This window comes from Nonomuraea sp. NPDC049684, from assembly GCF_044465345.1.
Taxonomy (GTDB): Bacteria; Actinomycetota; Actinomycetes; order Streptosporangiales; family Streptosporangiaceae; genus Nonomuraea.
In genome coordinates this window covers 1-26758 of sequence record NZ_JBITLO010000027.1, presented here as the reverse complement: position 1 = coordinate 26758, position 26758 = coordinate 1, and the positions used below count along the sequence as shown (strand labels likewise).

Below are 26758 nucleotides of genomic sequence, written 5' to 3'. Positions count from 1 at the left end.
CATGCCCGCCATGAGCACCGCGACGGTCCTGCTGCTCGGGGCCTTCCACGGCCTGAACCCGGCCATGGGCTGGCTCTTCGCGGTGGCCCGCGGCCTGCAGGAGCGCAGCCGCGACCTGCTGCTCCAGTCGATCCCCGTGATCGCCCTGGGCCACCTGGCGTCGGTGGCCCTGGTCGCCCTGATCGTGGCCGTCACCGGCTCCCTGGTGACGGGCGCGGCGCTGCCGGTGGCGGGCGGGCTGGTGCTGGTGGCGTTCGGGCTGTGGCGGCTGCTGTCCACCCGCCACTTCCGGTGGGTGGGCATGCGCCTGTCGCTCGCCCAGCTCGCCGGGTGGTCGTTCCTGATGTCGTCGGCCCACGGCGCCGGGCTCATGCTGCTGCCCGTGCTCACCGGGCTGCGCGCTGAAGGCCATCCCGGGCACGCCGTCTCAGGAGGACTGGCGGTGGCCGCCCTGCACACGCTGGCCATGTTCGTGGTGGCCGGCGTGGTGGCCCTGATGGTCTACGAGGTGCTCGGCCTGACGATCCTGCGCCGCGCCTGGTTCAACGTGGACCGCATGTGGGCCGCGGCCCTGATCGCCGCCGGCCTCCTCACCGTCCTCCAGGCCTGACCCGAACACCTCGCAGAGCCGGTCGGCGTGAACGGCCCTGTCGATCCAGGGTTCGAGGACGGCGATGTCCGTGCAGGCGGTGACACCCTCCCGCACGGCATCGGGCACCTCCACGCCTCGCCCGTCCAGCAGCCGCAAGAGCCCCCCGGCCATGGCCTCCGCCTTGCCTTCGGCGCGGAACAGCTGGGCGTACTCGGACTGGTAGCGGTAGGTCTTGGTCGCCATCCTCGGTCGGGGACGGGAACAGGATGTCGAGCACCTTGAAGACGAACCGGACGGCGTGCGCGTGACGGTGGAAAGAGTTCATCCCCGGGAGGAAACGGGCGGGGGAAAGATCTCTGCCGGAGCATGTGCGCAGGCAGGGCAGGATGTGGTGCGTGCGGATATCCATCCTGGGGCCGTTGGAGGTCGAGGGCGACGGGGGGCCGGTCGTGGTCGGCGGTCTCCGGCTGCGGGCGCTGCTGGCCGTGCTGGTGCTCGAAGCGGGCCGTACGGTCACGGCGGAGCGGCTGATCGACGTGCTCTGGCCGCAGGAGCCGCCCGCCAACGCGGCCAACGCGCTGCAGACGCTGGTCAGACGGCTGCGGGCGGCGCTCAGGCCGGACGAGGTGATCGACAGCCGTCCCGGCGGGTACGCCCTCGCTCTCCCCGCCGAGCAGGTGGACGCGCTGGCGTTCCGGCGGCTGGCGGGCGAGGACGCCGGCCGGGCGCTGGCGTTGTGGCGCGGGGCGGCGCTGGCGGATCTCACGTCGGTCCCGTACCTGGCGGACGCGGCGACCGCGCTGGAGCAGGAGCGGCTGGCGGCGGTCGAGGCCAGGGCCGAGCGCCTGCTGGCGGCCGGACGGCCGGTCGAGCTCGCCGCCGAGGTGACGGCCCACCCGTTGCGCGAGCGGCTGGTCGGGCTGGCCATGCGCGGGCTGGCCGCGTCCGGACGGCAGGCCGAGGCGCTGGAGCTGTTCGAACGCACCCGCCACCGGCTGGCCGACGAGCTGGGCGTCGATCCCGGCGCCGAACTGCGGGCCGCGCACCTGGCCGTGTTGTCGGCGGAGCCGCCTCCGGCCGCGTGGCCGAGGAGCCGGCCGAAGGGCAACGTACGCAGGCCGCGCACCAGCTTCATCGGCCGGGAGAGCGAGCTCGCGCAGCTCACCGCCCTGCTCCGCCACGACCGGCTGGTCACCCTCGTGGGGCCCGGCGGCGCCGGCAAGACCAGACTGGCGACCGAAGCGGCCCTCCACCTGGCCACCGAACCCGGCACTGCCGCCGAACCCGGCACCGAGGCGGCCCTCCGGCTGGCCACCGAAACCGCCACACCCCGGACGGCCGCGGTGACCGGGCGTGGCGCCGCAGGCCGGTCCGGTGACCGGCGGGCGGTCGTGGCGTGGATGGTGGAGCTGGCCTCCGTCAGCGACCCGGCCGGCGTGCCCGGAGCCGTGCTCGACGCGCTCGGCCTGCGCGACGACGGCCCCGGCTACCGCCCGCCCGAGGCGGCCAAGGACGTGGTCGAGCAGGTCGCCGAGGCGCTGGGCGAGCGGCCCGCGCTGGTCGTCCTGGACAACTGCGAGCACGTGGTGGCGGCCGCGGCCGTACTGGTCGAGCGCCTGCTCGACGAGTGCCCCGAGCTGCGGGTGCTGGCCACCAGCAGAGAGCCGCTCAACGTGCCGGGCGAGCGCTTGCTGCCCCTCCCGCCGCTCGAACCGCCGCCGGCGGGGGCCGGGCCCGCCGAGGCGGCGGCGTACCCGTCGGTGCGGCTGCTGGTCGACCGGGCGGCGGCGGCCCGGCCGTCGTTCGCCGTGGACGAGGGCAACGCGGCGGCCGTGGTCGCGCTCTGCCGCAGGCTCGACGGCATGCCGCTGGCCATCGAACTGGCCGCCGCCCGGCTGCGCACGATGACTCCGCGCCAGCTCGCCGACCGCCTGGACGACAGGTTCAGGCTGCTCGACGGCGGCAGCCGTACCGCGCTGCCGCGCCAGCAGACGCTGCGGGCGGTCGTGGAGTGGAGCTGGGACCTGCTCGACGAGCGGGAACGCGTGCTGGCCAGGCGGCTCGGCGTGTTCGCCGGCGGCGCGACCCTGGAGGCCGTCGAGGAGGTGTGCGGCGGCACGGCCGACGTCCTCGGCGCGCTGGCCGACAAGTCCCTGGTGCGCCTGTCGCCCGAAGGCCGCTACTCGATGCTGGAGACCATCCGCGCCTACGCCCTGGACCGCCTGGCCGAGGCCGGCGAGACCGCCGAGTACCGCGACCGGCACGCCCACCACCTGCTCGACCTGGCCGAACGCGCGGTGCCCGAGCTGCGCACCGCCACGCAGGTGGAGTGGATCGAACGCCTGGCGGCCGAACGCGACGACTTCGCGGCGGCCCTGCGCTGGCTGATCGACCGCCGGGACGCCGGGCCCGCGCTGCGGCTGTGCGGGGCGCTCAACTGGTACTGGTGGATGTGCGGCTACCGCCGCGAGAGCGCGGCCTGGGCCAGGCAGGCACTCGACCTGGCCGGGGACACGCCGCCGCCGGGGCTCGCGGAGGCGTACACGTCGTGCATGTTCGCCTACGGCGTCGACGTGTTCGGGACGATCAGCAACGACCGCGCGGCCATGCTGGACCTGTCGGCCCGGATGGAGGAGCTGGTGGAGCGGGCGGCCCAGGAGGGGCCGGTGCATCCGCTGCTGCTGATCAGCAGGGTCGTCATGGCCGCGGCGGCCGGGCAGGACGAGCGGGCGGCCGAGCTGATCGGCGACTACGCCGGCAGCGACGACCTGTGGTTGTCGTCCGCCGCCCTGATGATCGGCGGCCGGTTGCGATCGGGGGCGGATCGGGAGCGGGAGCTGGAACGGGCGGTCGAGGGGTTCAGGCGGCTCGGCGACCGCTGGGGGCTGAGCGAGGCGCTGCTGGGCCTGGCCGACCTGCGGGCCGAGCGCGGCGCAGGCACCGACGACCTGATCGCCGAGACCAGGTCGCTGACCAGCGAGTGGATCAGCGACGACGAGTCGATCTCCACCCTGATCCGGCTCGCCCAGCTCCGGCTGCGGGTCGACGACCTGGACGGCGCGGGCGCCGACCTCGCCACGGCCAGGTCCCGGGTGGGCGAGGAGACGTCGCCGTGGACGCTGGCGCTGCTCGGCCTGGGCGAGGCCGCGTACCGGGAGCGGCGCGGCGACCTGGCCGGCAGCCTGGCGATCTACCGGGACATGGACGGCGTCGTGGCCGCGGCCCCCCGGGTGCCGCAGATCACCGCGGTGTACCTGATCTCCTACGGCCGGGCGCTGGCCCGCGCCGGCGACCTGGACGCCGCGCTGGCCCGGCACCGCCAGGCGCTCGACGTCCTCGGCGACGTCAGCCCGGACCGGCCGCTGCTGTCGATGACGCTGGCCGGGTTCGCGCTGGCGGCGCAGGCCGCGGGCGACCAGGAACGGGCGGCGGTGCTGTTCGGCGGGGCGTCGGCGGTCGTCCCCGAGGACACCTCGCCCGACACCACGCAAGGACGCGCGGCGGCCAGGAAGGCGCTCGGCGACGAGCTCTTCGAACGCCGTTTCGCCGAGGGCGCCGCCCTGCCGCCGGCCGAGCTCTACGCGATGGCCGCCGGCGTCACGTAGCGGCGCGGTGATCGCACTTCACGGTTGCACGCTGCGGCGCGGTGATCGCACTTCACGGTTGCACGCTGCGGCGCGGTGATCGCACTTCACGGTTGCACGCAGCGGCGCGGTCATCGCACTTTGCGGTTGTAGGCACGAAGGGCGAAGGGGGCGAAGAGGGCGAGCAGCGCGGCGGCCCAGCCGAGCGTGATCCACACGTCGGACGCCGCCAGCCCGCCCACCAGGAGACCGCGCAGCGCGCCGGCCAGGTGCGAGACCGGGTTGACGCCCATCCACCAGGTCAGCCAGCCCGGCAGGCCGGTGGCGGGGATGAAGGCGCTGCTGCCGAACGTGAGCGGCAGCAGCACGGCGGTGGCGATGCCCTGCATCGAGGCGACCGACCTGGCCACCAGCCCGATCCAGGCCGACCCCCAGCTCAGCGCCGTCACCATGAGCAGCACCAGGCCGATCCCGGCCAGCGCGCTCAGCGGATCGGTCCGCACGCGGAAGCCGACGGCGTACCCCACGGCCAGCGACATGGCGATGGTGATCAGCAGGGTCAGCAGGTCGGCCATGATGCGCCCGGCCAGCGGCGCCGACCTGGCGATCGGCATGGTCCTGAACCGGTCGAAGACGCCGTTGCCGATGTCGGTGGCCAGGTTCATGCCCGTCGTGATCGTCGCCATCAGCGCGACCTGGACGAGCACGCCGGGCAGCATGTACGACACCGCGCCCGCCCGGTCGCCCCCGGCAGCCCCGCCGAACAGGTAGACGAAGATGACGATCATGAAGACGGGCTGGAGCAGCAGCCCGGCGAGCTGGCCGGGGTTGTTCTTCAGCGGGATCAGGCTGCGCCAGGCGAGGGTCAGCCCTTGGGAGAGCGCGGTGGTCATGAGCTTGCTCCGGTGAGTGTGCGGAAGACGTCGTCGAGTGAGGGCAGGCGCAGGGCGTGCTCGGCCAGCACGATCCCGGCGTCGTCCAGCCGCCTGAGCAGGTCGGGCGGGGCGGCCAGGTCGTGCACGGGCACGCTGAGCAGCCCGTCCACGGCCGTGGCGCCGAGGATCGAGCCGGCCTTCTCCAGGTCGGCGGGGTGCAGCGGCCGGACGTCCAGCCGGTGGCCGCCGGCCAGCGACTTGAGCTCGGCCGGCGTGCCGCTCGCCGCCACCCGGCCGCGGTCGATGACCAGCAGGTCGTCGGCGAGCTGGTCGGCCTCCTCCAGGTACTGGGTGGTCAGCAGGACCGTCACCCCGTCCGCGACCAGCTCCCTGACCACGTCCCACAGGTCGCCGCGGGCCCGCGGGTCGAGGCCGGTCGTCGGCTCGTCGAGGAACAGGATCCGGGGCCGGCTGACCAGGCTGACCGCCAGGTCCAGCCGGCGGCGCATGCCGCCCGAGTAACCGGCCGCCGGCCGGCCAGCCGCCTCCTCCAGGCCGAACCTGGCCAGCAGCTCGGCGGCCCTGGCCCTGGCGGCCGTCCTGGACAGGCCGAGCAGGCGGCCGACGAGCAGGAGGTTCTGGGTGCCGGTCAGCTTCTCGTCGACCGAGGCGTACTGGCCGGTCAGGCCGATCAGCTCGCGGACCCGGCGGGCCTGGGTGACGACGTCGTGCCCGCCGACCGTGGCGTGGCCGGCGTCGGGGGCGGCGAGGGTGGCCAGGATGCGGACGGCGGTGGTCTTGCCCGCGCCGTTGGGGCCGAGCACGCCGAGCACGGTGCCGGTCCTGACCCGCAGGCCGACGCCGTCCAGCGCGGTCTTGTCGCCGTACCGCTTGACGAGCCCTTCCGCTTCGATCGCGTATGTCATGCCCTCACGGTCGCGGAGGGGGCTGGCAGCTGCCTGGCACCTGCCTGTCAGCCGCCGCCAGCGGCAGGACCCGGTGCCCCACGACGGTCGACAGCGCGATGACGGTGGTGCTCCGGCGCACCCCGGGGATCGTCAGCATCCGGTCGATCACCCGCTGGACGTGCTCGTTGTCGCGGCCCGCCACGCGGCACCAGACGTCGCCGGGACCGGTCACGATGCAGGCTTCGAGCAGCTCGGGGATGGAGGCCAGGGTCCTGGAGATGTGCTCGCGGGCGGCCTGCTCGACCTCCAGGGTGGTGAACGCCTGCACCGGGTAGCCGAGGGCGGCGGGGGACAGGTTGGGGCCGTAGTCGGTGATCACGCCGTCCGCGGCCATCCGGTCCAGCCTGGCCTGTACGGTCCCCCGCGCCACCCCGAGCAGCCGGGCGATCTCCAGCAGCCCGCTGCGCGGCCGGTCGGCGACCAGGCGCAGGACGCGCAGGTCCAGATCGTCGAGCCCGCGGCGACGTGCCGGCATATTCGCCTCCCAAAAGCCGATTCGGCTGTCAGATCGGCAGCATACGGCGAGCGGTGTTGTCAGACCGGCCGGTCGTGCCGAGACTGCGGATCTTATGGAGCACCAGTTTCCGTTCGTCCCCTACCGGCCCGAACGTTACGAGGCCGACGAGATGATCAAGCGCGGGGAGGAGTTCTGCGCGCTGGCCGACCGGCGGCGCAGCGTGCGGTTCTTCAGCGACGAGCCGGTGCCGTACCGGTGCGTCGAGCTGGCCGTGCGGGCGGCCAACACCGCGCCGTCGGGCGCGCACCAGCAGCCGTGGAAGTTCGTGGCGATCGGCGACCCGGCGACCAAGCGGCGCATCCGCGAGGCGGCCGAGGAGGAGGAGCGCCGCAACTACGAGGGCGGCAGGCTCCCGCAGGAGTGGCGCGAGGCGCTGGCCCCGCTGGAGACGACCTCCGACAAGGGCTACCTGGAGGTCGTGCCGTGGCTGGTGGTGTGCTTCGCCGAGAAGTACGCCGTGCGCCCCGGCGGCGGCAAGGTCAAGCACTACTACGTCAACGAGAGCGTGGGCATCGCCTGCGGCCTGTTCATCACCGCCCTGCACGCCATGGGACTGTCCACGCTCACCCACACCCCCAACCCGATGGCCTTCCTCAGCGAGATCTGCGAACGCCCGGCCAACGAGCGGCCCTACATCCTGTTCCCCGTCGGGTACGCCGCCCCCGACGCCGAGGTGCCCGATCTCGCCAGGAAACCGCTGGCAGAGGCGTTGATCCGGTTCGACGGAAAATTGGGCCTTTCCTAGGGCACCCAACGTCTTCACTCTCAGTTCAGGCGCGGGTCAAACCCCCCAGTCCCGCGCGGGCGAGGAGGACGAGGTGAAACGCCGATTACTCATCCTGCTGGCGGTCCTGGGCATGGTCAGCCTGACCGGCATGACCGGCGCCGGGGCCGGCGCGGAACCACCGGCGAACAAGCAGTACCGGGTCTCCGGCCCGGCCGACGCCCGGCAGCGCAGCGCCGTCGCGGCGACGGGCGCCGCCATCGAGGACGTGCAGGCGGACTCGGTGCTGGTCACCGCCACGGAGGCGGAGATCGCGGCCATCAGGCGGCTCGGCTACCGGGTGGCGGCGGCCCCGCGCCCGGCGCCGCCGGACGCCGTCGGGACGTTCGACTTCCCGCCGTCGGACTCCGGTTACCACAACTACGCGGAGATGACGGCCGAGATCAACACCCTGGTCGCGGCCCATCCGGGGATCATGAGCCAGAGCACGTTCGGCACCTCGTACGAGGGACGGGCGATGCGCCTGGTCAAGATCAGCGACAACGTGGGCACGGACGAGGCCGAGCCCGAGGTGCTGTTCACCGCCCACCAGCACGCCCGCGAGCACCTCACGGTCGAGATGGCGCTGTACATCATGCACCTGCTGGCCGACAACTACGGCACCGACGCCAGGATCACGAACCTGGTCAACACCCGTGAGATCTGGATCATGCCGGACCTCAACCCGGACGGCGGCGAGTACGACATCGCCAGCGGCACCTACCGTTCCTGGCGCAAGAACCGGCAGCCGAACTCCGGCTCCTCGGCCGTCGGCACCGACCTCAACCGCAACTGGGCCTACCAGTGGGGCTGCTGCGGCGGCTCCTCGGGATCGACCTCCAGCGAGACCTACCGCGGCGCGAGCGCCGAGTCGGCCCCCGAGGTCAAGGCGGCGGCCGACTGGGTGCGCAGCCGGGTCGTCGGCGGCGTGCAGCAGATCAGGACGAACCTCGACTGGCACACCTACAGCGAGCTGGTCCTGTGGCCCTACGGCTACACCTACAACGACACCGCCCCCGGCCTGACCCAGGACGACCGGGACGCCCACGCCACCCTCGGCCAGAACATGGCCGGCACCAACGGCTACACCCCCGAGCAGTCCAGCGACCTCTACATCACCGACGGGACGATCGACGACTGGATGTGGGGCCAGTACAAGATCTTCAGCTTCACGTTCGAGATGTACCCGGTCGGCGCGAGCCCCGGCTTCTACCCGCCGGACGAGCAGATCGTCCCGCAGACCACCCGCAACAAGGAGGCCGTGCTGCGCTTCCTGGAGTACTCCGACTGCGTCTACCGGATCATCGGCAAGGAGTCCCAGTACTGCGGCACCGGCACGCCGCCGGTGACGGTCTGGTCCGACACGTTCGAGACGGCGACCGGCTGGACGGCGAACCCGTCCGGCACCGACACCGCCACCACGGGCGCGTGGGAGCGCGGCGACCCCGAGGCGACCACCTCCTCGGGCGCCAAGCAGCTCGGCACCACGGTCAGCGGCACGAACGACCTGGTGACCGGCCGTCTGGCGGGTGCCGCGGCCGGTGACTACGACCTCGACGGCGGCGTCAGCTCGATCCAGTCACCGCCGATCACGCTGCCCTCGACGGGCACGCTGAGCCTGTCGCTGTCGTGGTACCTCGCGCACGGCTCTAACGCCTCCAGCGCGGACTACTTCCGGGTCCGCGTGGTCGGCGGCACCACGACCACCGTGTTCCAGCAGGCCGGCGCGGCCACGAACCGCAACGGCGCCTGGGCCGTGGCGTCGGCCGACCTGACCCCCTACGCGGGCCAGACGGTCCGCATCCTCATCGACGCGGCCGACGCCTCCGGGGCCTCCCTGGTGGAGGCGGGCGTGGACGACGTCAAGATCACCCAGCAGCCCTGACCGGACTGTCGCGCCCCCACGTCCGGACCCGGTCCGGGCGAGGGGGCGCCGCCGTTGCCGCCGCGTTTCGGCACGTCGCGGGCCATCACGTGATTGGGTCTTGTAAGCACAGGGTGTCAAGGCTACGATCGCGACAACTCTTAGGAAACTTTCCTAAAAGAAATCATGGATCGGATGGCCCATGACTCGCTCGCCGCCCGCATGACTCGCTGCTGAGCTGCGGAGACATCCGCCCGAACGACCCCTTCTCCCACGCCCCCGGCGCTGCGGGCGTGCACACCCCCCACCTCTTCCCAGCCGCTGGAGCGGTCACGCGGCCCGGCCGGACGCATCGGCCCTGACTGCCGCTGCAAGCTCCGCGCGCGCCTCGCGTCTCCCCGGCCTGCGCCGACACCCCCCGAAAAGGCCCGTGTCTCACCTCCACGGGCCCGTGCCGTACGGCTTGCGCTCTCACCCCCCGGTGCAAGCCGTACGGCACGCCAGAAGAACGGAAATCGACAGTGAGATTTCGCGCGATCCTCTTAGCGCTCGCGACCCTCGCACTGAGTCTCCTGGCCCTGCCCGCCCAGGCCGCCGCCGCCACCGCGACCTTCGTCAAGGTCGCCGACTGGGGGTCCGGCTTCGAGGGCAAGGTCACCGTCGTCAACGGCGCCACCGCCCCCCTGGCCTGGAACGTGCAGTTCGACGTGCCGGCCGGGTTCTCCATCCCGTCCGCCTGGGACGCGGTCATGACCAGGAGCGGCCAGCACTACACGTTCACCGCGCCGAGCTGGGCGGGACCGCTGGCGGCCGGGGCGAGCACGAGCTTCGGCTTCAACGGCGCCCCGGGCAACTTCCCCGGCATCACCGGCTGCACGCTGAACGGCTCCTCCTGCGGCGGCACGACCGTCGAGGTCCCCGGCAAGCCCGGCACGGCCACCGCGACCAGCACGGACACCAGCATCGCCCTGTCCTGGGGCGCCTCCTCCGGCACGGTGACCGGCTACCGCGTCTACGAAGGCGGCGCCGTCAAGGCCACCGTCACCGGCACCACGGCGACGATCTCCGGCCTCGGGACCTGCCAGAGCCACACCTACACCGTCAAGGCGTACAACTCGGCGGGCGAGTCGGCCGCCGGCGACGCCGTGACCGCGACCACCACGGGCTGCGGCACCGGCGTGCCCGGCAAGGCCGGCCCGATCACCGTGACCGGCACGTCCCAGACGGGCGCCACGCTCGGCTGGCCGGCGGTCAACGGCGCCACCGGCTACCAGGTCCGCCTCAACGGCTCCCAGGTCGCCACGGTGACCGGCACCTCCCACACCCTCACCGGCCTGACCGCCTGCACCTCGTACTCGGTCACGGTCACCGCCTCCAACGCGGCCGGCGACGGCCCGCCCAGCGACGCCGCGACCTTCACCACCCCCGGCTGCACCAGCGACCCGCTGCCCAAGCACTTCCTCACCGGCTACTGGCACAACTTCGTCAACGCCGCGACCGAGCTCAAGCTGTCGGCCGTGCCCAACGAGTACGACGTCGTCGCCGTCGCCTTCGGCGAGGCCACCTCCACCGCGGGCGAGGTCGTCTTCTCGGTCGACCCGGGCCTTTCCACCGCGCTCGGCGGCTACACCGACGCCCAGTTCAAGGCCGACGTGCAGGCGCTGCACCAGCGCGGCAAGAAGGTCATCCTGTCGGTCGGCGGCGAGGCCGGCCGCGTGCAGGTCGCCAGCGGCGCGGCCGCCACCAAGTTCGCCGACACGGTGTACGCGCTGATGCAGAGCTACGGCTTCGACGGCGTGGACATCGACCTGGAGAACGGCCTCAACGCCACCTACATGGGCCAGGCCCTGCGCGCGCTGCGCGCGAAGGCGGGCAGCGGCCTGATCATCATGATGGCCCCGCAGACCATCGACATGCAGTCGACCGGGATGGAGTACTTCAAGCTCGCCCTGAACATCAAGGACATCCTCACCGTCGTCAACATGCAGTACTACAACTCGGGCTCCATGCTCGGCTGCGACCAGTCCGCGGCGTACTCGCAGGGGACGGTCAACTTCATGACCGCCCTGGCCTGCATCCAGCTGGAGAACGGCCTGCGCCCCGACCAGGTGGCACTGGGCCTGCCGGCCGGGCCCGGCGCCGCGGGCGGCGGCGTCGTCTCGCCCTCCCTCGTCAACCAGGCGCTCGACTGCCTGGCCAAGCGCACCAGTTGCGGTTCCTTCGTGCCGCCGCGCGCCTACCCGGACATCCGGGGCGCGATGACCTGGTCCATCAACTGGGACGCCAGCAACAACTGGTCCTTCTCCAAGACCGTCAAGCCGCACCTTCAGGGAATGCCATGAGATTACGTAGCAGACTGATCAGCTCGGTGGCCGGCCTGGCCATCGCCCTCACCGGGGCCGGCCTGGCCACGGGCGTCCCCACCGCCTACGGCGCCGCCGCCCAGCAGCAGCTGGCCGCCGCCTGGGCGCCGTGGACCGCCTACGCCACCGGCGCCGCCGTCACCTACAACGGCGTGGACTACGTGGCCCTCCAGGGTCACACCTCCCAGCCCGGCTGGGAGCCGCCGAACGTCCCCGCGCTGTGGAAGCAGGGCAGCGGCGGAGGCGACACCACCCCGCCGTCGGTGCCCGGCAACCTGCGCTCGACCAGCGTCACCGCCACCAGCGCCGGCCTGGCCTGGGACGCCTCCACCGACAACGTCGGCGTGACCGGCTACAACGTCTACCGCGGCGGCACCCAGGTCGGCACCGCGACCGGCACGACGTACACCGACAACGGGCTGACGGCCTCGACCACCTACAGCTACACCGTGCGGGCCCGCGACGCCGCGGGGAACCTGTCCGGCCCCGGCAACGCGCTCAGCGTCACCACCCCCGGCGGCACCGGCACGCCCGGCCAGCCCGGCACGGTCACCACGACCGTGACCGACACCAGCATCGCGCTGTCGTGGGGCGCCTCCTCCGGCACGGTGACCGGGTACCGCGTCTACGAGGGCGCGACCCAGAAGGCCGAGGTCACCGGGACCAGCACGACGATCTCCGGGCTGAGCGCCTGCCAGAGCCACACCTACACCGTCAAGGCGTACAACTCGGTCGGCGAGTCGGCCGGACGTGACGTCTCGGCGACCACGACCGGCTGCCCGACCGGCGGCAAGATGCCCGGCGCGCCCTACCTCTACACCGGCTGGGGCGACCCGCCCTCGCCCACCACGGTCATGAACGCGACCGGCATCAAGTCGTTCACGATGGCCTTCATCCTGGCCAGCAACGGCTGCAACCCGGCCTGGGACGGGCAGCGCCCGCTGACCGGCGGCCAGGACGCGCAGGCCATCTCGGCCATCAAGGCGGCCGGCGGCAGCGTGCAGGTGTCCTTCGGCGGCTGGCAGGGCAACAAGCTCGGCCCCAACTGCTCCACGCCCGAACTGTTCGCCGGCGCGGTGCAGAAGGTCATCAACGCCGTCGGCCCGGCCGTGGTGGACTTCGACATCGAGAACACCGACGAGTTCGAGAACCTGACCGTCCAGGACCGCATCCTGAACGCCCTCAAGATCGTCAAGTCGAGCAACCCCAACGTCAAGATCGCCGTGACCTTCGGCACCGCGACCACCGGCCCGACCTACTACGGCACCCGGCTGATCAACCGCGCCAAGGAACTGGCGGTGCCGATCGACAACTACACGATCATGCCGTTCGACTTCGGCGGCGGCGCCAACATGTACCAGAACACCGTCAACGCGGCCGAAGGGCTCAAGAACGCCCTGAAGACCGCCCAGGGCTGGACCGACGCCCAGGCGTACGCCCACATGGGCATCTCCGGCATGAACGGCCTGTCCGACCAGCAGGAGCTCACCAACCAGAGCACCTGGACCCAGATCCGCGACTACGCCAGCTCCCACGGCCTGACCAGGCTCGCGTTCTGGTCGGTCAACCGCGACCGCCCCTGCCCCGGCGGCGGCGTCGCGGAGAACTGCAGCGGCATCGCCCAGGACAACTGGGAGTTCACCAAGATCACCGCTGGTTTCTGACCCGCTGAGGCGGCCCGCCACCCCCGGTGGCGGGCCGCACCGGCGCGCGGTCCGCACCCCCCGAAAGGACCCGCATGAGACCCCGCACGAGACTGCGCGGACTCGCGGCCACGGCCCTGGCCGCACTGGGACTCACCGTCCTGCACGCCACCCCGGCCGCCGCCGCGAACATCCTGTCCAACCCCGGCTTCGAATCCGGCCTGAGCGGCTGGACCTGCCCGGCCGGCGCGCAGGCCGTCACCACCCCGGCGCACGGCGGCACGCAGGCCCTCCAGGCCACCCCGCAGGGCTCCGACCTCGCCCGCTGCCAGCAGACCGTCACCGTCAAGCCCGGCACCGCCTACCAGCTCTCCGCCTGGGCCCAGGGCTCCTACGTCTTCCTCGGCGCGACCGGCGCCGGCGTCAACGCCAGCACGTGGGGCGCCCCCGGCAACCAGTGGGGCCAGCTCAGGACCTCCTTCACCACCGGCGCCACCACCACCTCCGTGACCGTGTACGTCAACGGCTGGTACGGCCAGAGCGCCTACACCGCCGACGACGTCGTCCTCGACGGCCCCGGCGGCCCGCCCGACACGCAGGCGCCGGCCGTCCCCGGCGGCGTGGCCGTCGGCGGCCCGACCGGCACCAGCCTGACCGTGACCTGGTCGCCCGCCACCGACGACTCCGGCTCGGTGGCCCGCTACGAGGTCTCCAGGGACGAGGCCGCCCCCGTCGTCGTTCCCACGACCAGCTACACCGCGACCGGCCTGACCCCCGACACCTCCTACGCCTTCCGCGTGCGGGCCTGCGACGCCGCTGGCAACTGCTCGGCCTGGTCGGCGCCGGTCAGCGGCCGCACCTCCAAGGACACCGTCCCGCCCGCCGGCGACATCAGGTACGCCCCCTACATCGACATCACGATGACCAGCCCGTCCCTGGTGGGCGCGGCGAACGCGACCGGCGTGAAGAACTACACGCTGGCGTTCGTCCTCGGCGACAGCAGCGGCTGCAACCCGGCCTGGGGCGGCACGATCCCGCTGGCCGACCCCCGGATCGTCAACGACGTCAAGGCCCTCCAGGCCCAGGGCGGCCAGGTCGTCGTGGCCAGCGGCGGCGCGGTCGGACCCTACCTGGAGCACGCCTGCGGCACCCCGGCGGCGCTGCTGGCCGCCTACAAGAAGGTGCTCGACACCGTCGGCACCAACCACCTGGACGTCGACGTCGAGGCGAGCATCGACGCCAACAAGGTCAACACCGCGCTCAAGCAGCTCCAGTCCGAGCGCGGCACGGTGATCAGCTACACGCTGCGCGTGCAGGGCCAGGACTACGGCGTGGACCCGTTCTCGCTGCAGATCCTCCAGGACGCCGCCGCCAAGGGCCTCGACGTGATCGTCAACCCGATGCTGATGAACTTCGGCCACACCGGCGACTGGGGCGAGGCGATGACCGCCGCCGCCCAGGCCACGCTCGGCCAGATGAAGGGCGTATGGCCGGCCAGGAGCGACGCCCAGCTCAGACGCGCGCTCGGCGTCACCCCCATGATCGGCAAGAACGACACCGGCATGACCACCACCCAGGCCGACGCCCGCAAGCTCCTGACCTGGGCCAACAGCAACCACATCGGATTCGTCGGCTTCTGGTCGGCCGCCCGCGACAACGGCGGCTGCCCCAACGGCCAGGTCTCCCCGACCTGCAGCGGCATCTCCCAGTCCAGCTACGAGTTCACGAACATCTTCAAGGGGTTCACCGGATGAGCGGCATCTTCAGGTGGCGCACCGCCGTCGCGGCGGTCGCGCTCGCCCTCGGCACGGCGGGCCTGACCGCCACCCCCGCCCTGGCGGCCAACATCGCCGTCAACCCCGGCTTCGAGGACGGGCTGACCGGCTGGACCTGCAGCGCCGCCGCCGGCGCCGCCGCCGTCACCTCGCCCGTCCACGGCGGGACGAAGGCGCTCAAGGCCACCCCGGCGGGGGCCGACCTGGCCCGCTGCCAGCAGCAGGTCAGGGTGCAGCCGTCGTCGTCGTACACGCTGTCGGCCTGGGTGCAGGGCGGCTACGTCTTCCTCGGCGCGACCGGCACCGGCGGCACCGACCCCCAGACGTGGGGCTCGCCCGGCCAGGCGTGGACGCAGCTGCGCACCACGTTCACCACCGGCGCCACCACCACGTCCGTGACCATCTACCTCAACTCCTGGTACGGCCAGAGCGCCTACGTGGCCGACGACGTCGTCCTGGACGGCGCGCCCGGCGGCGGAGGCGGCGGCGACACCCAGGCCCCCACCGTCCCCGGCAACCTGACCGTGGGCGGCGCGACGAGCAGCTCGCTCACCGCCACCTGGTCGGCCGCCACCGACAACGTCGGCGTGGACCGGTACGAGGTCTCCCGCGACGGCGGCTCCCCGGTCGCCGTGACCGCCACCAGCCATACCGCCACCGGCCTGGCCGCCTCCACCTCCTACCGCTTCAAGGTCCGCGCCTGCGACGCCGCCGGCAACTGCTCGCCCTACACCGCCGAGGCCACCGGCACCACGACCGCGGGCGGCGGCGGGGGAGGGGGACTGCCCAAGCGCGTCCTGGTCGGCTACCTGCACGCCTCCTTCGCCAACGGCTCCGGCTACATCCGCATGGCCGACGTGCCCGCCGAATGGGACGTCATCAACCTCGCCTTCGGCGAGCCCACCTCGGTGACCTCCGGCGACATCCGCTTCCGCCAGTGCCCGGCCGCCGAGTGCCCGAACGTCGAGCCCGAGGCGGACTTCGTCGCCGCCATCAGGGCCAAGCAGGCCCAGGGCAAGAAGGTGCTCATCTCCATCGGCGGCCAGAACGGCCAGGTGCAGCTCACCACCACGGCCGCCAGGGACAAGTTCGTCGAGTCGGTCGCGGCCATCATCGACAGGTACGGCCTGGACGGCCTCGACGTGGACTTCGAGGGCCACTCCCTCTACCTCAACCAGGGCGACACGAACCTGGCCAACCCCACCACGCCCGTCGTCGTCAACCTGATCTCCGCGCTGCGCGCGCTCAAGAGCCGCTACGGCGCCAAGTTCGTGCTCACCATGGCGCCCGAGACGTTCTTCGTGCAGCTCGGCTACCAGTTCTACGGCCCCGGCCCGAACGGCTCGGCCGACAGCAGGGCCGCCTCCTACCTGCCGGTCATCCACGCCCTGCGCGACGACCTGACCCTGCTGCACGTGCAGGACTACAACTCCGGCCCGATCACCGGCCTGGACAACCAGTACCACACGATGGGCGGCCACGACTTCCACGTCGCCATGACGGACATGCTGCTGGCCGGCTTCCCCATCATGGGCAACCCGAACAACGTGTTCCCGCCGCTGCGCCAGGACCAGGTGGCCATCGGACTGCCCGCCTCGCCCAACGCGGGCAACGGCTTCACCACCGTCGCCGAGGTCCAGAAGGCGTTCGACTGCCTGGCCAAGGGCAGCAACTGCGGCAGCTACAGGCCACGCGGCGTCTACCCGAACCTGCGCGGCCTGATGACCTGGTCGATCAACTGGGACAAGTACAACGCCTTCGAGTTCTCAAGGAGCCACCGGGCCTACCTCAACGGCCTGTGAACGGCCGGACGAGCTGGGTGGGCTTGAGCGGCACCCCCAGCCCCGGCGGACGGTAGGTCGGCAGCGCCTCGCCGTACTCGTGCATCCAGGCGTGGTCGACCATCAGGCGCATGCGCCCGTCCGCCGGGGTGCCGTCCGGGTCCGCCCGGGACGTCCGCCCGGCCAGCCGGGCCACCGCCTCGGCCACCAGGCCCGCGTCCGGCGGCGCCAGGTCGCACTGCTCGTCGGGACCGATGAGCAGGTCGACCTCCGGCGGCAGCGGGTAGATCGGCCGGGGGATGGCCAGCACGCGCGGCGAGGGAGCCATCGGCCACCCGTCGCGCACCGCCTCCAGCAGCACCGACCGCGACGTGCGGCGCGCGAACAGGCCCTCGCACAGGGCCCAGCTCAGCGCGCCCACGTCGGCGCGGTCCTCGCCGCAGGCGTGCAGGCACAGGTACGGCACCAGCGGGATCCCCGCGCCGCCCGCCGGCTGCGCCCACCCGCTGCCGCACCCGGTCAGCACCAGCAGCGCCAGCATCGCCCGGTAGGCGGTGTCGGCGTGCGGCGTCTCCAGCCGGCCCGGCACGATCATGCACCGCCCGCCGGTCTTCTCCGCCGTCACGCCCAGCTCCCGCGCCGTCTTCACGGTCCGCGAGGCGGCCACCCCGGTGTAGATCTCCTGCCAGCCCGGCGTGTACGGCTCCCGGTCCCCGTACCCCTGCGGCCACACCCCGGGCAGCCCGTCCCGTGCCACGCCGTAGGCGGCCAGCAGCAGGTCGAAGACCGTGGTCACCAGCTCGCCGCCGTCCCGGACGACCGGCACGCCGCGGCGCAGCACGCCCGGCCCGAAGTCGAAGCGCGGCAGCAGCACCTGCACCGCCTCGCCGCCGTACACGCTGAGCCGGTCGCAGGCCCGGCCGAGCAGCCCGCCCGGCACGTACGCGTCCTCGCGCTCGCGCAGCCGCACCAGGAACGGCAGGTCCGTCCGCTCCATCGCGTGCGCGGCGAACGGCGGCCGGTCCAGGAAGAACTCCTTCAGCAGCACGTGCCCCATCGCCATCGCCAGCGCGCCGTCCGTGCCCGGCCGCACGACCAGCGTCTCGTCCGACAACCGGGTCGGATGGGTGCCGATCGCCACCACCTTCTGGCCCTTGTACCGCCCGGCGATCACCCAGGGCGTGTCCGCCGTACGGGCCAGCCGGTTGTTCTCCCCCCACAGCAGCACGTACGCCGCCCGCGCCCAGTCCTCGGCCCCCGGCCCCGTGAACCGCGGCCCGAGCACCTGCTCCGACGCGCACGGATGCTCGGTCAGCAGCGCGCCGCCCAGCCCGCCCACCACGCCCGCCAGCGGCGACGTCGCCAGCGCCGCCACCCGGTCCGCGCCGTGCTCCGAGGCCGTGTGCACGATCGCCGCCGCCGCCAGCTCGGCCGCCGTGGCGTCGTCCAGCGGGACCCGCCGCTCCCCGCGCCGCGCCTGGTAGACCTGAGAGTTGCCTGTGAGTTTCGCCCAGGCCGCGACCGGGTCACGGACCCCGTCCCTCACCTCGAAATAGAGCCTGACCAGTGCCTGGTTGACCTGCGATCCCCCCATGGAAAAAGTTCAACACAGACAGTCATGTTCTATCGCGTTACGTGTCCGCATGTCGGGGATAAGAATTGGAAGCCCAGGTGGCGGCACTCAGATTGTTACGGCAGGCTAGGGGCCGCCATGGATTACGCAGTTCTCACGGGGGTCGTCCTCGTCACCGGTGTCGTGCTCGCCCTCGTCGCGCAGTGGCGAGACTGGCGGCCGCCCCTCTACGTCGCCGTGCTCGTCGGCATCGCCGTCCGCGTGCTGATCATGTACACCTCCGCGATCGACTCATGGCAACCCGTCGACTTCATGGAGAGCTTCAAGCCCGCCGGCGAGGCGGTGCTGCAGGGCAAGGACCCGGTGCTGGCCAGCGAGGGCGGCTGGCACTTCCTGCCGACCATCCCCTACGTCTACGGCATCCTGCTGTGGCTCGGCATCCCGTGGGAGTACGCCGGCCGCCTGGTCACCGTCGTCGCCGACATCGTGCTGATCCCGCTGGTCGGCAAGCTGGCCGGCGGCCCCAAGGCGTCCCTGCGCGCCCTCCAGTACGCCTTCAACCCGCTGGCCCTGCTCATCGCCAGCGTCCACGGCCAGGTCGAGCCGGTCGCGCTGGTGTTCGGCGTGGCCGCGTTCGTGGTCGCCCGCGGGCCCGGCGCGCCCGACCGTCCCGGCGTCACCATCGACGCCGCCGGCCTGCGGGAGGCGGCGCGCCGCCCGGTCGCGATGCTGCGCCGCGCCCTCATGCCCGGCTCCGGCGACCGGGCCGACCTGCGGCGCGGCATGCTGGCCGGGCTGCTCATGGGCCTCGCGCTGTGCGCCAAGAGCTGGCCGATCTGGCTGATCCCCGGCATGCTGCTGCTCCTGCCCCACCTGCGCGCCAGGATCGCCGCCCTCGTCGTGACCGGCGTCGTCCCGGTGTTCTTCCTGGTCACCTCGCCGATCTTCGCGGGCACCACGCTCGACGAGATCCCCGCCGTCATCCGTACCATCCAGGACATCCGCCCGATCGTCGGCGAATGGGGCTACACACCGTGGTTCACCGGCGGCGACTGGGCCCTGATGCCGGAGCTGGCCTCGTTCGGCACGAAGCTCATCTACCTCAGCGTCGTCGCCGTCCTGCTGCTGTGGCGGCGCGCCGACCCGATCGACCTGACCACGGCCATCCTGCTCGTCTTCATGGTCATGACGCCCCGCCTCGGCGCCCAGTACCTGCTGTGGTTCATGCCGTTCCTGGTGGCCAGGCCGACCAGGTGGGCCTGGCCGGCCATCATCGGCGCCTCCTTCTGGGCCGCCTACGGCTACCTGTACATGACGCAGTTCAGCGTGAACGACTGGTGGTACCTCCACCGCGACTGGTCACGCGCCTCCATCGTGCTGCTGCCGGTGCTGCTGCTGGCCATGCCCTGGGCCCGCCGCGTGTCCACGGCCCGGGGCCGGGTCGCCGCCGTCCCGGCGAAGGTCACCTCAACGGCGCTCTAGCCGTCGCCACAGGCTGACCCACTGGTCCGGGTGCACGTGGCCCACGACGGCGTCGCGGGCCACGCCCGCCGCGCCGAGCGCCGCGTCCACCCCCCGGTAGTGCGGGCGCAGCGAGGCGCGCACCGAGCCGCCGACCCCGCCGAAGCCCAGCTCCACCAGCTCCAGGTAGCCCGCGCGATCGCTCACCAGCGGCTCGGGCCGCCGTCGCACGCGCAGGATCGCCGAGTCCACCGACGGCACGGGACGGAAGCTCTCCCTGCCGATCGTGTCGCCGAGCCGCCAGTCGAACCACGGCCACGACGACACCGTGACCAGGCTCCACCGGCCGTAGTCGCCGGTGCGCTTGCGGGCGTACTCCCGCTGGGTGAGCAGCGTCGCCGAGGTCAGCTCCCGCGCCCGCAGGCACCACTCGACGATCCTCGACGTGACCGAGTACGGGATGTTGCCCACGACCGCGAACGGCTCACGCGGCGCCCGCGCGGCCGTGAAGTCACCCCTGACCACCTCGATCCGCGGATCGTCGCGCGTCCGCGAGGCCAGCCGCCCGGCGAGCCGGGGATCGAGCTCGTAGCCGATCACGTGCGCCCCGGCCTCGGCCAGCGCCAGCGTGAGCGCGCCCGGCCCGGAGCCGGGTTCGAGCACCAGCCCCTCCGGCGCCGCCGCCTTGATCATCAGCTCCACGGCATGCCGGTCGGCCAGGAAGTTCTGCGAGAGCTGCCGCCTGAGCCGGTCGGCGGGCGTACGACCGCCGCCGCCGTTCCTGACGTTCTTCTGGGTGTGTGAATAGTTTCCGTGCGCGAAATTCTGCGCCACAGCACTGCCCTTTCGGGTCCTCGAGATGAACAGGTCTCGAAGGGCCCCGGGCGCGCCGGCGGACGCGCGGTGTCAGCCGTCCGCTAGCGGGCCAGAGCCCGGCCGCGGCGGATGCGGATGAACACGGTGCAGAACATGGAACACATGCCGCCGACAGTAGGCCGGACGGCTCCACCAGGGCAAACGATTAAATGTGATGCGCGGGCACGCCCGGTTCGTCACCCTTGGACGCATGCAGGCAACGGTCACCGTCACCCCGGCGCAGCTTCCGGAGGTGCTGCTGCACGTCGCCGTGGTCCGCCCGGTCTTCCTGTGGGGCGCGCCCGGCATCGGCAAGAGCTCGCTGGTACGCGAGTTCGCCGGCTCGCTCGGCCTCGACTGCGTCACCCTGCTCGGCACCCAGCTCGCCCCCGAGGACCTGATCGGCGTGCCCGAGCTGGTCGGCGGGCGCAGCCGGTTCGCGCCGCCGGAGTCCATCGCCCGCGACGAGCCCTACTGCCTGTTCCTCGACGAGCTCAACGCCTCCGCGCCCGAGGTGCAGAAGGCGTTCTACTCGCTGATCCTCGACCGCCGCATCGGCACGTACGAGCTGCCCGCCGGCTCGGTCGTGATCGGCGCCGGCAACCGGGCCACCGACAACGCGCTGGCCCGCCCCATGGCCTCGGCCCTGATCAACCGCCTGGTCCACGTGCACCTGCGCGCCTCGGCCGACGACTGGCTGAAGTGGGCGGCCGCCGCCGGCATCCACCCCTGGATCGTCGACTACCTCGTCCAGCGCCCCGACCACCTGTGGAGCCCGCCGCCCAAGACCGAGGAGCCGTTCTCCTCGCCGCGCGCCTGGCACATGCTCTCCGACGTCCTCACCTCCTACGGCGACGACGTCGGCGACGAGACCCTCGCGATGCTCGCCTTCGGCACCCTCACCACCGCCCACGCCTCCGCCTTCCGCGCCTACGTCAGGACCGTCCGGCACGCCTACGACCTCGACGCCGTGCTCAAGGGCGAGGCGCCCTGGCCGCGCCGCCCCGAGGAGCGCGACCTGCTCTACTTCCTGGCCGAGACCTTCCGCGCCCGCCTGATCAAGGAGCTGCCCGCCGACAAGCGCGGCGCCTCGGCCCGCGGCCGCGACCTCGGCTTCCGCGCCAAGACACTGCTCGTCGAGCTGGCCGAGATCTCCCTCGAATGCGCCCAGCTCGTCATCGCCAACGACGCCGACGGCGCGCCCGCGCTGCCCACCTGGTTCCTCGTCGAGATCGGCAGGGACGTGCCCCGGCTCATGGCGGCCCGCTCGTGAGCCGCCGCAAGCCCAAGGCAGACCCCTGGCGGGCCGAGGTCATGAACGGCTGGGCCGCCGTCAACCGCCACCCGCTGTTCGCCGGCCTGCACGGCACCCTGCTGGAGGCGGCCGACGGCCGGCTGCCGCCCGAGACGTGGGCCGTCGTCAGCCAGGACGGCGACGTCACCTTCCACCCCAAGCGCCGCGCCCCCGCCGCGGAGTGGGCATGGGTCTTCGCCCACCTGCTGCTCCACCTGGGCTTCGGCCACGCCGACCCGCGCGCCTGCGCCCCCAAGGACGTCGACGGCGACCTGCCCGACCCCGCCTACCACGCCGCCTGCTGCCTGGCGGTCGACCGCTTCCTGCGCACGGTCAAGATCGGGCACTGCCCCGCGCCGCTGCCCGCCGAGCTGCCCGAGGAGGACGAGGTGACGCTCTCCGAACGCTGGCGCAGGGTCGGCGTCCCGCCCGGGTTCCAGCCGCTCGGCCCGGCCGACTTCCACATCGGCACCGAGGAGGACGCCGAGCACTTCGACTTCCAGCGCGGCTTCGCGATCGGCGTCGCCTGGTCGGCCACGTCCGCGCTCGACCGGGCCGGCGCGCCGCGCACCCCTGTCGAAGGCCACGTCAAAGGCCCCTGGGACGGCGCGCTGCGCTGGTTCATGTCGTCGTACCCGCTGCTCGGCGCGCTGGCCGCGGGCATGAAGATCGTCGCGGACGCCGAGCTGGCCAGGGCCTGGGACATCTCGATCGCCGCCGTCAGCGCCGAGGCGGCCGAGATCTACGTCAACCCGCTGGCCACGCACACCGAGCACGAATGGCGGTTCGTGCTCGCCCACGAGATGCTGCACGCCGCCCTGCGGCACGGCGAGCGGGCCGGCATGCGCGACCCGTACCTGTGGAACGTCGCCTGCGACTACGTGATCAACGGCTGGCTGGTCGAGATGGGCGTCGGCGAGATGCCCGAAGGGCTGCTGTTCGACCAGTCGCTCGGCACGATGTCCGCCGAGGCCGTCTACGACCAGATCGCCGGCGACCTGCGGCGCATGCGCAAGCTGGCCACCCTGCGCGGCCGGGGCACGGGCGACGTGCTAGACCGCCCGGCCCGCCAGGCCCGCGGCTACGTCGACCTGGACGACTACTACCGCAACGCCCTGTGCACCGGCCTGGCCTACCACCACTCCAGCGGACGCGGCCTGCTGCCCGCCGGGCTCGAACAGGAGATCCGCGCCCTCGAACAGCCGCCCCTGCCCTGGGACGCCCAGCTCGCCCGCTGGTTCGACGAGCACTTCCAGCCCGAGGAGCCGCGCCGCTCGTACGCCCGCGCCTCCCGCCGCCAGGCCGCCAGCCCCGGCATCCCGCGCCCCGGCCGGGTACGGCCCGAGGAGGTCGTCCGCAGGAAGACCTTCGGCGTCGTCCTCGACACCTCCGGCTCCATGGACGTGAAGCTGCTCGGCAAGGCACTCGGAGCCATCGCCTCCTACGCCACCGCCCGCGACGTGCCCCGGGCCAGGGTCGTCTTCTGCGACGCCACCGCCTACGACGCCGGCTACCTGCCGGTCGAGGAGATCGCCGGCCGGGTCAGGGTGCGCGGCCGGGGCGGCACGATCCTCCAGCCCGGCGTCAGGCTGCTCGAACGCGCCGACGACTTCCCGCCCGACGGCCCGATCCTGCTGATCACCGACGGGCAGTGCGACGTGCTGCGCATCCGCCGCGAGCACGCCTTCCTGGTGCCCCAGGGCGCGCCGTTGCCCTTCCGGCCGCGCGGCCCGGTCTTCTTCATGAAGTGACGCGTCCGATTCCGACAAGAGCCGTCCGCGCCGCCGGCGGTAGCGTCACCGGGTATGGCTCTCTCGACGGAAGCGGACATGGACACACTCGACCGGGCGGCACAGTTCCTGCGGCTCCACGGCAGGCTCATCGACAGGCTGAGGTTCGAGGCCCTGTTCGCGAACGGCTCCCGCACCCGCGTCCTCGACGCCCTGCGCTGCTACCAGAACGCCGACGGCGGCTTCGGCAACGCCCTGGAGCCCGACCTGCGCGGCGCCGCCAGCCAGCCGCAACCGGTCGAGGTCGCCTTCTGGATCCTCGACGAGCTCGACGCCTTCGACTCGCCGATGGTCGCCGCCGCCTGCGACTACCTGGCGGGCATCACGGCCCCCGGGGGCGGGGTGCCGTTCGTGCTGCCGTCCGTCCGCGACACGCCGCACGCGCCCTGGTGGCAGACCCCCGACGACCCGCCCGGCGACCTCAACCCCACCGCCGTGCTGGCCGGGCTGCTGCACAAGCACGGCGTCACCCACCCCTGGCTCGGGCCCGCCACCGACTTCTGCTGGTCGCGCGTCGCCGGGCTCACGCGGACCACTCCGTACGAGGCCCGCGCCCTGCTCGTGTTCCTCGAACACGTCCCCGACCGGGAGCGTGCCCTCGCCGAGTTCGCCCGGCTGCGCGAGGCCGTCCTGGCCACGGTCACCTTCGACCCGCACGCCGAAGGCGCGGTCCACCACCCCCTCGACTTCGCGCCCGCGCCGTCGGCCCTGCCGCTCTTCGACGCCGCCACCCTCGACGCCCACCTGGACGCCATGGCCGCCGCCCAGTCCCCGGAAGGCGGCTGGCAGCCGAACTGGAACACCTGGACCCCGCTGGTGGCCCACGAATGGGCGGGCCACCTGACCCTGGCACGCCTGCAGACCCTGCGCGCGTACGGCCGCCTGCCCGCCTGAACCGATTCTGTCGGCGCGGTCGCGTACGTTGGAGGCATGTACGCGGAACGGCACCCGGGCGAGGCTCTCTCCGGCCGTGTCGCCTGCGTGTGGCACCAGGTCAGCGAGGGCGACAGCACCCAGCTCGTGGTGCCCGACGCCTGCGTCGACCTCGTCTGGGGGCCCGGCGGCCTCTTCGTGGCCGGCCCCGACACCGGCCCGGTGCCGACCCCGATGACGGCGGGCGACGCCTACGTCGGCCTCCGCTTCAAGCCCGGCGCGGTGGGTGCCGTGTTCGGCGTCCCGATCCACGAGCTGCGCGACCGTCGCGTCCCGCTGGCCGCCCTGCCCGCCCTCACCGTCCCGTCCTCCCCGCTGGCCGACGCGGGCGACCCGGCCCTCGCGCCCGACCCGGCGGCTCGGCTCGCGGCCATGCGCGCCGCCGTCCTGACCCGCCTGCGCGAGACCCCCGCCCCCGATCCGGCCGCGGCCGCCATCGCCGGGGCGCTGCGCATGGGCCGCAGCGTGCGCGACGTCGCCTGGGCCATCGGCCTCAGCGAACGCCAGCTCCACCGCCGCAGCGTCGCCTCCTTCGGCTACTCGCCCAAGACCCTCCAGCGCGTCGTCCGCTTCCAGCGCGCGCTCACCCTGACCCGCGCGGGCGTGCCACCGGCGGAGGCGGCGGTCCGGGCCGGCTACGCCGACCAGGCCCACCTGTCCCACGACGTGAAGCGGCTGAGCGGCGTCCCGCTGGGCCGCCTGCTCTCACCCGTCCGGCATCTTCCCTGACACCAGCGCCTGCGCCCACTTCGCGCTCGGGTCGCTGTCGATCAGCACCGCCCGCGCCAGCAGGCTGAGCGGGATCGCCAGGATCGCGCCGAGCGGCCCCAGCATGAACGTCCACACGATCAACGACAGGAACGTCATCGTGGTCGACAGCCCCACCGCGTCCCCCAGGAACTTCGGCATGATGAACGACTGCGTGACCACGTTGATGACGATGTAGGCCACGACGACCAGCACCATCGTCTTGACGCCGCCGTGCAGCAGCGCCAGCAGGGCGGGCGGCAGCAGCCCGATGACGAACCCGATGTTCGGGATGTAGTTGGCGATCAGCGCCAGCACCCCCCACAACAGCGGCAACGGCACGTCCAGCAACGACAGCACGATGACGTCGAGAATCGCGTCGATCAGCCCGAAGACGGTCGAGACGATGAGATACCGCCGCGTCTTGTGCGCGAACGTCGCCAGCGCCGTCACCAGCTGCGGCCGGTTCCCCTCGCCGGTGGTGAGGATCCGCGCCGTCACCGGCGCGTCGAGGCACATCGCCAGCAACAGCACCACGATCAGGAACAGGCTCGACAGCACGCCGATCAGGCTCCCGAGCAGGCTCTGCGCCAGCCCCAGCATCCGGCCGGGATCGAACGCCTGCACCGCCTTGGCCAGCACGTCGTTGCCCAGACCGTGGGTGCTGGCCCAGTGCTGCGACTCCGCCAGCAGCTCCTCGAACTGCTTGGCGTACGTCGGCAGCAGCGAGGCGAGCTGGGTGACGGAGATCGTCAGGATCCCCACCATGCCGAGCAGCACCAGCACCACGATCAGGAACGGCACGGCCACCTGCACCCAGATGGGCGCCCGCCGCGCCGACAGCCAGCTCCGCACCGGCGCCACAGCGATGACCAGCACGAGCGCCAGGACGACGGGCCCGACGATCGAATTGACCTCGCGCAGCCCGAACAGGGCGATCACCGCGCCGGCGATGCCCACCAGGAGGATGAGTGCTCTCGGGACGGATTGATCTCGCACGCCGGAATACCTACCCAGCATGTCCTGCCGACGTGTGACGGGCCGCCGATTTGACGGTTCTGGGGACCGTACATAGAGTTCACCAGTCCCACGAGGAAGGCGTTGATCGCCGACCTCACTCGGGGGCCACCTCCAGACACTGCCACTCCGGCGGACGTTCGCGTCCAACGGAAGGTCGATTCGACAAGAGTCGGGCTTGGGAGTAAGTTAGAGGGGTTGTCCCGGAAGCGGGGCGCGACTTAATTCCAGCAGGTCGAGCAAGTCCGGTCAATTTGACAGAGACTTAAACGGCTGAAAGAATTAAGACACAACGAAAGAACGCAAGACGAAATGAACGCCTCTGAACGAGGATCCGGGAACGGGTTCTGGTGAGGAAGTACG

19 protein-coding genes are annotated in these 26758 nt (G+C 72.4%); 13 read left to right on the top strand and 6 right to left on the bottom strand.

Translation table 11 applies throughout. The annotated features are described in order from the left end of the window. Positions 1-10 precede the first annotated feature (10 nt). Positions 11-610: a hypothetical protein gene (locus ACIBST_RS47575; protein WP_397180066.1), complete on the top strand. Its 600-nt coding sequence runs from the start codon at positions 11-13 to the stop codon at positions 608-610. A gap of 377 nt (positions 611-987) precedes the next feature. Further along, positions 988-4197 carry a BTAD domain-containing putative transcriptional regulator gene (locus ACIBST_RS47570; protein WP_397180065.1) on the top strand — a complete coding sequence of 1070 codons (3210 nt, stop codon included), beginning with the start codon at positions 988-990 and terminating at the stop codon, positions 4195-4197. A gap of 110 nt (positions 4198-4307) precedes the next feature. Here ACIBST_RS47570 and ACIBST_RS47565 read toward each other — a convergent pair whose 3' ends face one another. The 3 genes from ACIBST_RS47565 to ACIBST_RS47555 are packed head-to-tail and all read right to left on the bottom strand — an operon-like array spanning position 4308 to position 6494. Beyond that, entirely contained in the window at positions 4308-5069 is a 762-nt protein-coding gene (locus tag ACIBST_RS47565) for an ABC transporter permease (RefSeq protein WP_397180064.1), read from the bottom strand. Next, positions 5066-5977 (bottom strand): ATP-binding cassette domain-containing protein, encoded by a 912-nt coding sequence (locus tag ACIBST_RS47560; RefSeq protein ID WP_397180063.1) that lies wholly within the window; start codon positions 5975-5977, stop codon positions 5066-5068. Before ACIBST_RS47560 ends, ACIBST_RS47565 begins: the two co-directional genes overlap by 4 nt. A gap of 4 nt (positions 5978-5981) precedes the next feature. After that, the gene (locus tag ACIBST_RS47555) at positions 5982-6494 is read right to left on the bottom strand and encodes an Lrp/AsnC family transcriptional regulator (protein WP_397180062.1); all 513 of its coding nucleotides are present in this window, start codon (positions 6492-6494) and stop codon (positions 5982-5984) included. A gap of 94 nt (positions 6495-6588) precedes the next feature. Here ACIBST_RS47555 and ACIBST_RS47550 point away from each other — a divergent pair, with 94 nt between their 5' ends. From ACIBST_RS47550 to ACIBST_RS47525, 6 genes are all read left to right on the top strand, one after another. Continuing rightward, complete coding sequence (locus ACIBST_RS47550; RefSeq protein WP_397180060.1) at positions 6589-7281, top strand: nitroreductase family protein; 693 nt, start codon at positions 6589-6591, stop codon at positions 7279-7281. Positions 7282-7354: 73 nt separating this feature from the next. Then, a complete protein-coding gene (locus ACIBST_RS47545; protein WP_397180059.1) occupies positions 7355-9184 on the top strand; it encodes a M14 family zinc carboxypeptidase in 1830 nt (609 codons plus the stop codon). A gap of 500 nt (positions 9185-9684) precedes the next feature. After that, complete coding sequence (locus tag ACIBST_RS47540; RefSeq protein WP_397180058.1) at positions 9685-11505, top strand: cellulose binding domain-containing protein; 1821 nt, start codon at positions 9685-9687, stop codon at positions 11503-11505. After that, positions 11502-13190 carry a fibronectin type III domain-containing protein gene (locus tag ACIBST_RS47535; RefSeq protein ID WP_397180057.1) on the top strand — a complete coding sequence of 563 codons (1689 nt, stop codon included), beginning with the start codon at positions 11502-11504 and terminating at the stop codon, positions 13188-13190. Before ACIBST_RS47540 ends, ACIBST_RS47535 begins: the two co-directional genes overlap by 4 nt. A gap of 74 nt (positions 13191-13264) precedes the next feature. After that, positions 13265-14923 (top strand): carbohydrate binding domain-containing protein, encoded by a 1659-nt coding sequence (locus ACIBST_RS47530; protein ID WP_397180056.1) that lies wholly within the window; start codon positions 13265-13267, stop codon positions 14921-14923. Continuing rightward, positions 14920-16746, top strand: coding sequence for a chitinase (locus ACIBST_RS47525; protein ID WP_397180055.1), 1827 nt, complete (start codon positions 14920-14922; stop codon positions 16744-16746). Before ACIBST_RS47530 ends, ACIBST_RS47525 begins: the two co-directional genes overlap by 4 nt. Here the strand turns inward: ACIBST_RS47525 and ACIBST_RS47520 are convergent. Then, positions 16733-18319 (bottom strand): molybdopterin-dependent oxidoreductase, encoded by a 1587-nt coding sequence (locus ACIBST_RS47520; RefSeq protein ID WP_397180054.1) that lies wholly within the window; start codon positions 18317-18319, stop codon positions 16733-16735. The two genes, ACIBST_RS47525 and ACIBST_RS47520, sit on opposite strands and share 14 nt — an antisense overlap. Before the next feature lie 117 nt (positions 18320-18436). Between ACIBST_RS47520 and ACIBST_RS47515 the strand changes: the two genes are divergently transcribed. After that, positions 18437-19780 carry a hypothetical protein gene (locus ACIBST_RS47515; protein ID WP_397180053.1) on the top strand — a complete coding sequence of 448 codons (1344 nt, stop codon included), beginning with the start codon at positions 18437-18439 and terminating at the stop codon, positions 19778-19780. On the opposite strand, the gene erm is transcribed toward ACIBST_RS47515, so the two are convergent. Next, on the bottom strand, positions 19766-20593 hold the full coding sequence (gene erm, locus ACIBST_RS47510) for an ErmE/ErmH/ErmO/ErmR family 23S rRNA (adenine(2058)-N(6))-methyltransferase (RefSeq protein ID WP_397180052.1): 828 nt from the start codon (positions 20591-20593) through the stop codon (positions 19766-19768). The two genes, ACIBST_RS47515 and erm, sit on opposite strands and share 15 nt — an antisense overlap. Before the next feature lie 232 nt (positions 20594-20825). Here erm and ACIBST_RS47505 point away from each other — a divergent pair, with 232 nt between their 5' ends. From ACIBST_RS47505 to ACIBST_RS47490, 4 genes are all read left to right on the top strand, one after another. Beyond that, complete coding sequence (locus tag ACIBST_RS47505) at positions 20826-21887, top strand: ATP-binding protein (protein WP_397180050.1); 1062 nt, start codon at positions 20826-20828, stop codon at positions 21885-21887. Further along, complete coding sequence (locus ACIBST_RS47500; protein WP_397180049.1) at positions 21884-23659, top strand: hypothetical protein; 1776 nt, start codon at positions 21884-21886, stop codon at positions 23657-23659. The genes ACIBST_RS47505 and ACIBST_RS47500 overlap by 4 nt, the downstream gene beginning before the upstream one ends. 78 nt (positions 23660-23737) lie before the next feature. Further along, positions 23738-24592 carry a hypothetical protein gene (locus tag ACIBST_RS47495; protein ID WP_397180047.1) on the top strand — a complete coding sequence of 285 codons (855 nt, stop codon included), beginning with the start codon at positions 23738-23740 and terminating at the stop codon, positions 24590-24592. Between the two features lie 36 nt (positions 24593-24628). Next, positions 24629-25360: a DUF6597 domain-containing transcriptional factor gene (locus ACIBST_RS47490; RefSeq protein WP_397180046.1), complete on the top strand. Its 732-nt coding sequence runs from the start codon at positions 24629-24631 to the stop codon at positions 25358-25360. Here the strand turns inward: ACIBST_RS47490 and ACIBST_RS47485 are convergent. Continuing rightward, entirely contained in the window at positions 25337-26377 is a 1041-nt protein-coding gene (locus ACIBST_RS47485) for an AI-2E family transporter (RefSeq protein ID WP_397180045.1), read from the bottom strand. The two genes, ACIBST_RS47490 and ACIBST_RS47485, sit on opposite strands and share 24 nt — an antisense overlap. Positions 26378-26758: the final 381 nt, after the last annotated feature.

Excerpts from the sequence above, each read along its gene's own strand:
- ACIBST_RS47575 (WP_397180066.1), top strand. The coding sequence starts at position 11 with ATGAGCACCGCGACGGTCCTGCTGCTCGGGGCCTTCCACGGCCTGAAC.
- ACIBST_RS47565 (WP_397180064.1), bottom strand. The coding sequence starts at position 5,069 with ATGACCACCGCGCTCTCCCAAGGGCTGACCCTCGCCTGGCGCAGCCTG.
- ACIBST_RS47560 (WP_397180063.1), bottom strand. The coding sequence starts at position 5,977 with ATGACATACGCGATCGAAGCGGAAGGGCTCGTCAAGCGGTACGGCGAC.
- ACIBST_RS47555 (WP_397180062.1), bottom strand. The coding sequence starts at position 6,494 with ATGCCGGCACGTCGCCGCGGGCTCGACGATCTGGACCTGCGCGTCCTG.
- ACIBST_RS47550 (WP_397180060.1), top strand. The coding sequence starts at position 6,589 with ATGGAGCACCAGTTTCCGTTCGTCCCCTACCGGCCCGAACGTTACGAG.
- ACIBST_RS47535 (WP_397180057.1), top strand. The coding sequence starts at position 11,502 with ATGAGATTACGTAGCAGACTGATCAGCTCGGTGGCCGGCCTGGCCATC.
- ACIBST_RS47530 (WP_397180056.1), top strand. The coding sequence starts at position 13,265 with ATGAGACCCCGCACGAGACTGCGCGGACTCGCGGCCACGGCCCTGGCC.
- ACIBST_RS47525 (WP_397180055.1), top strand. The coding sequence starts at position 14,920 with ATGAGCGGCATCTTCAGGTGGCGCACCGCCGTCGCGGCGGTCGCGCTC.
- ACIBST_RS47520 (WP_397180054.1), bottom strand. The coding sequence starts at position 18,319 with ATGGGGGGATCGCAGGTCAACCAGGCACTGGTCAGGCTCTATTTCGAG.
- ACIBST_RS47515 (WP_397180053.1), top strand. The coding sequence starts at position 18,437 with ATGGATTACGCAGTTCTCACGGGGGTCGTCCTCGTCACCGGTGTCGTG.
- ACIBST_RS47505 (WP_397180050.1), top strand. The coding sequence starts at position 20,826 with ATGCAGGCAACGGTCACCGTCACCCCGGCGCAGCTTCCGGAGGTGCTG.
- ACIBST_RS47495 (WP_397180047.1), top strand. The coding sequence starts at position 23,738 with ATGGACACACTCGACCGGGCGGCACAGTTCCTGCGGCTCCACGGCAGG.
- ACIBST_RS47490 (WP_397180046.1), top strand. The coding sequence starts at position 24,629 with ATGTACGCGGAACGGCACCCGGGCGAGGCTCTCTCCGGCCGTGTCGCC.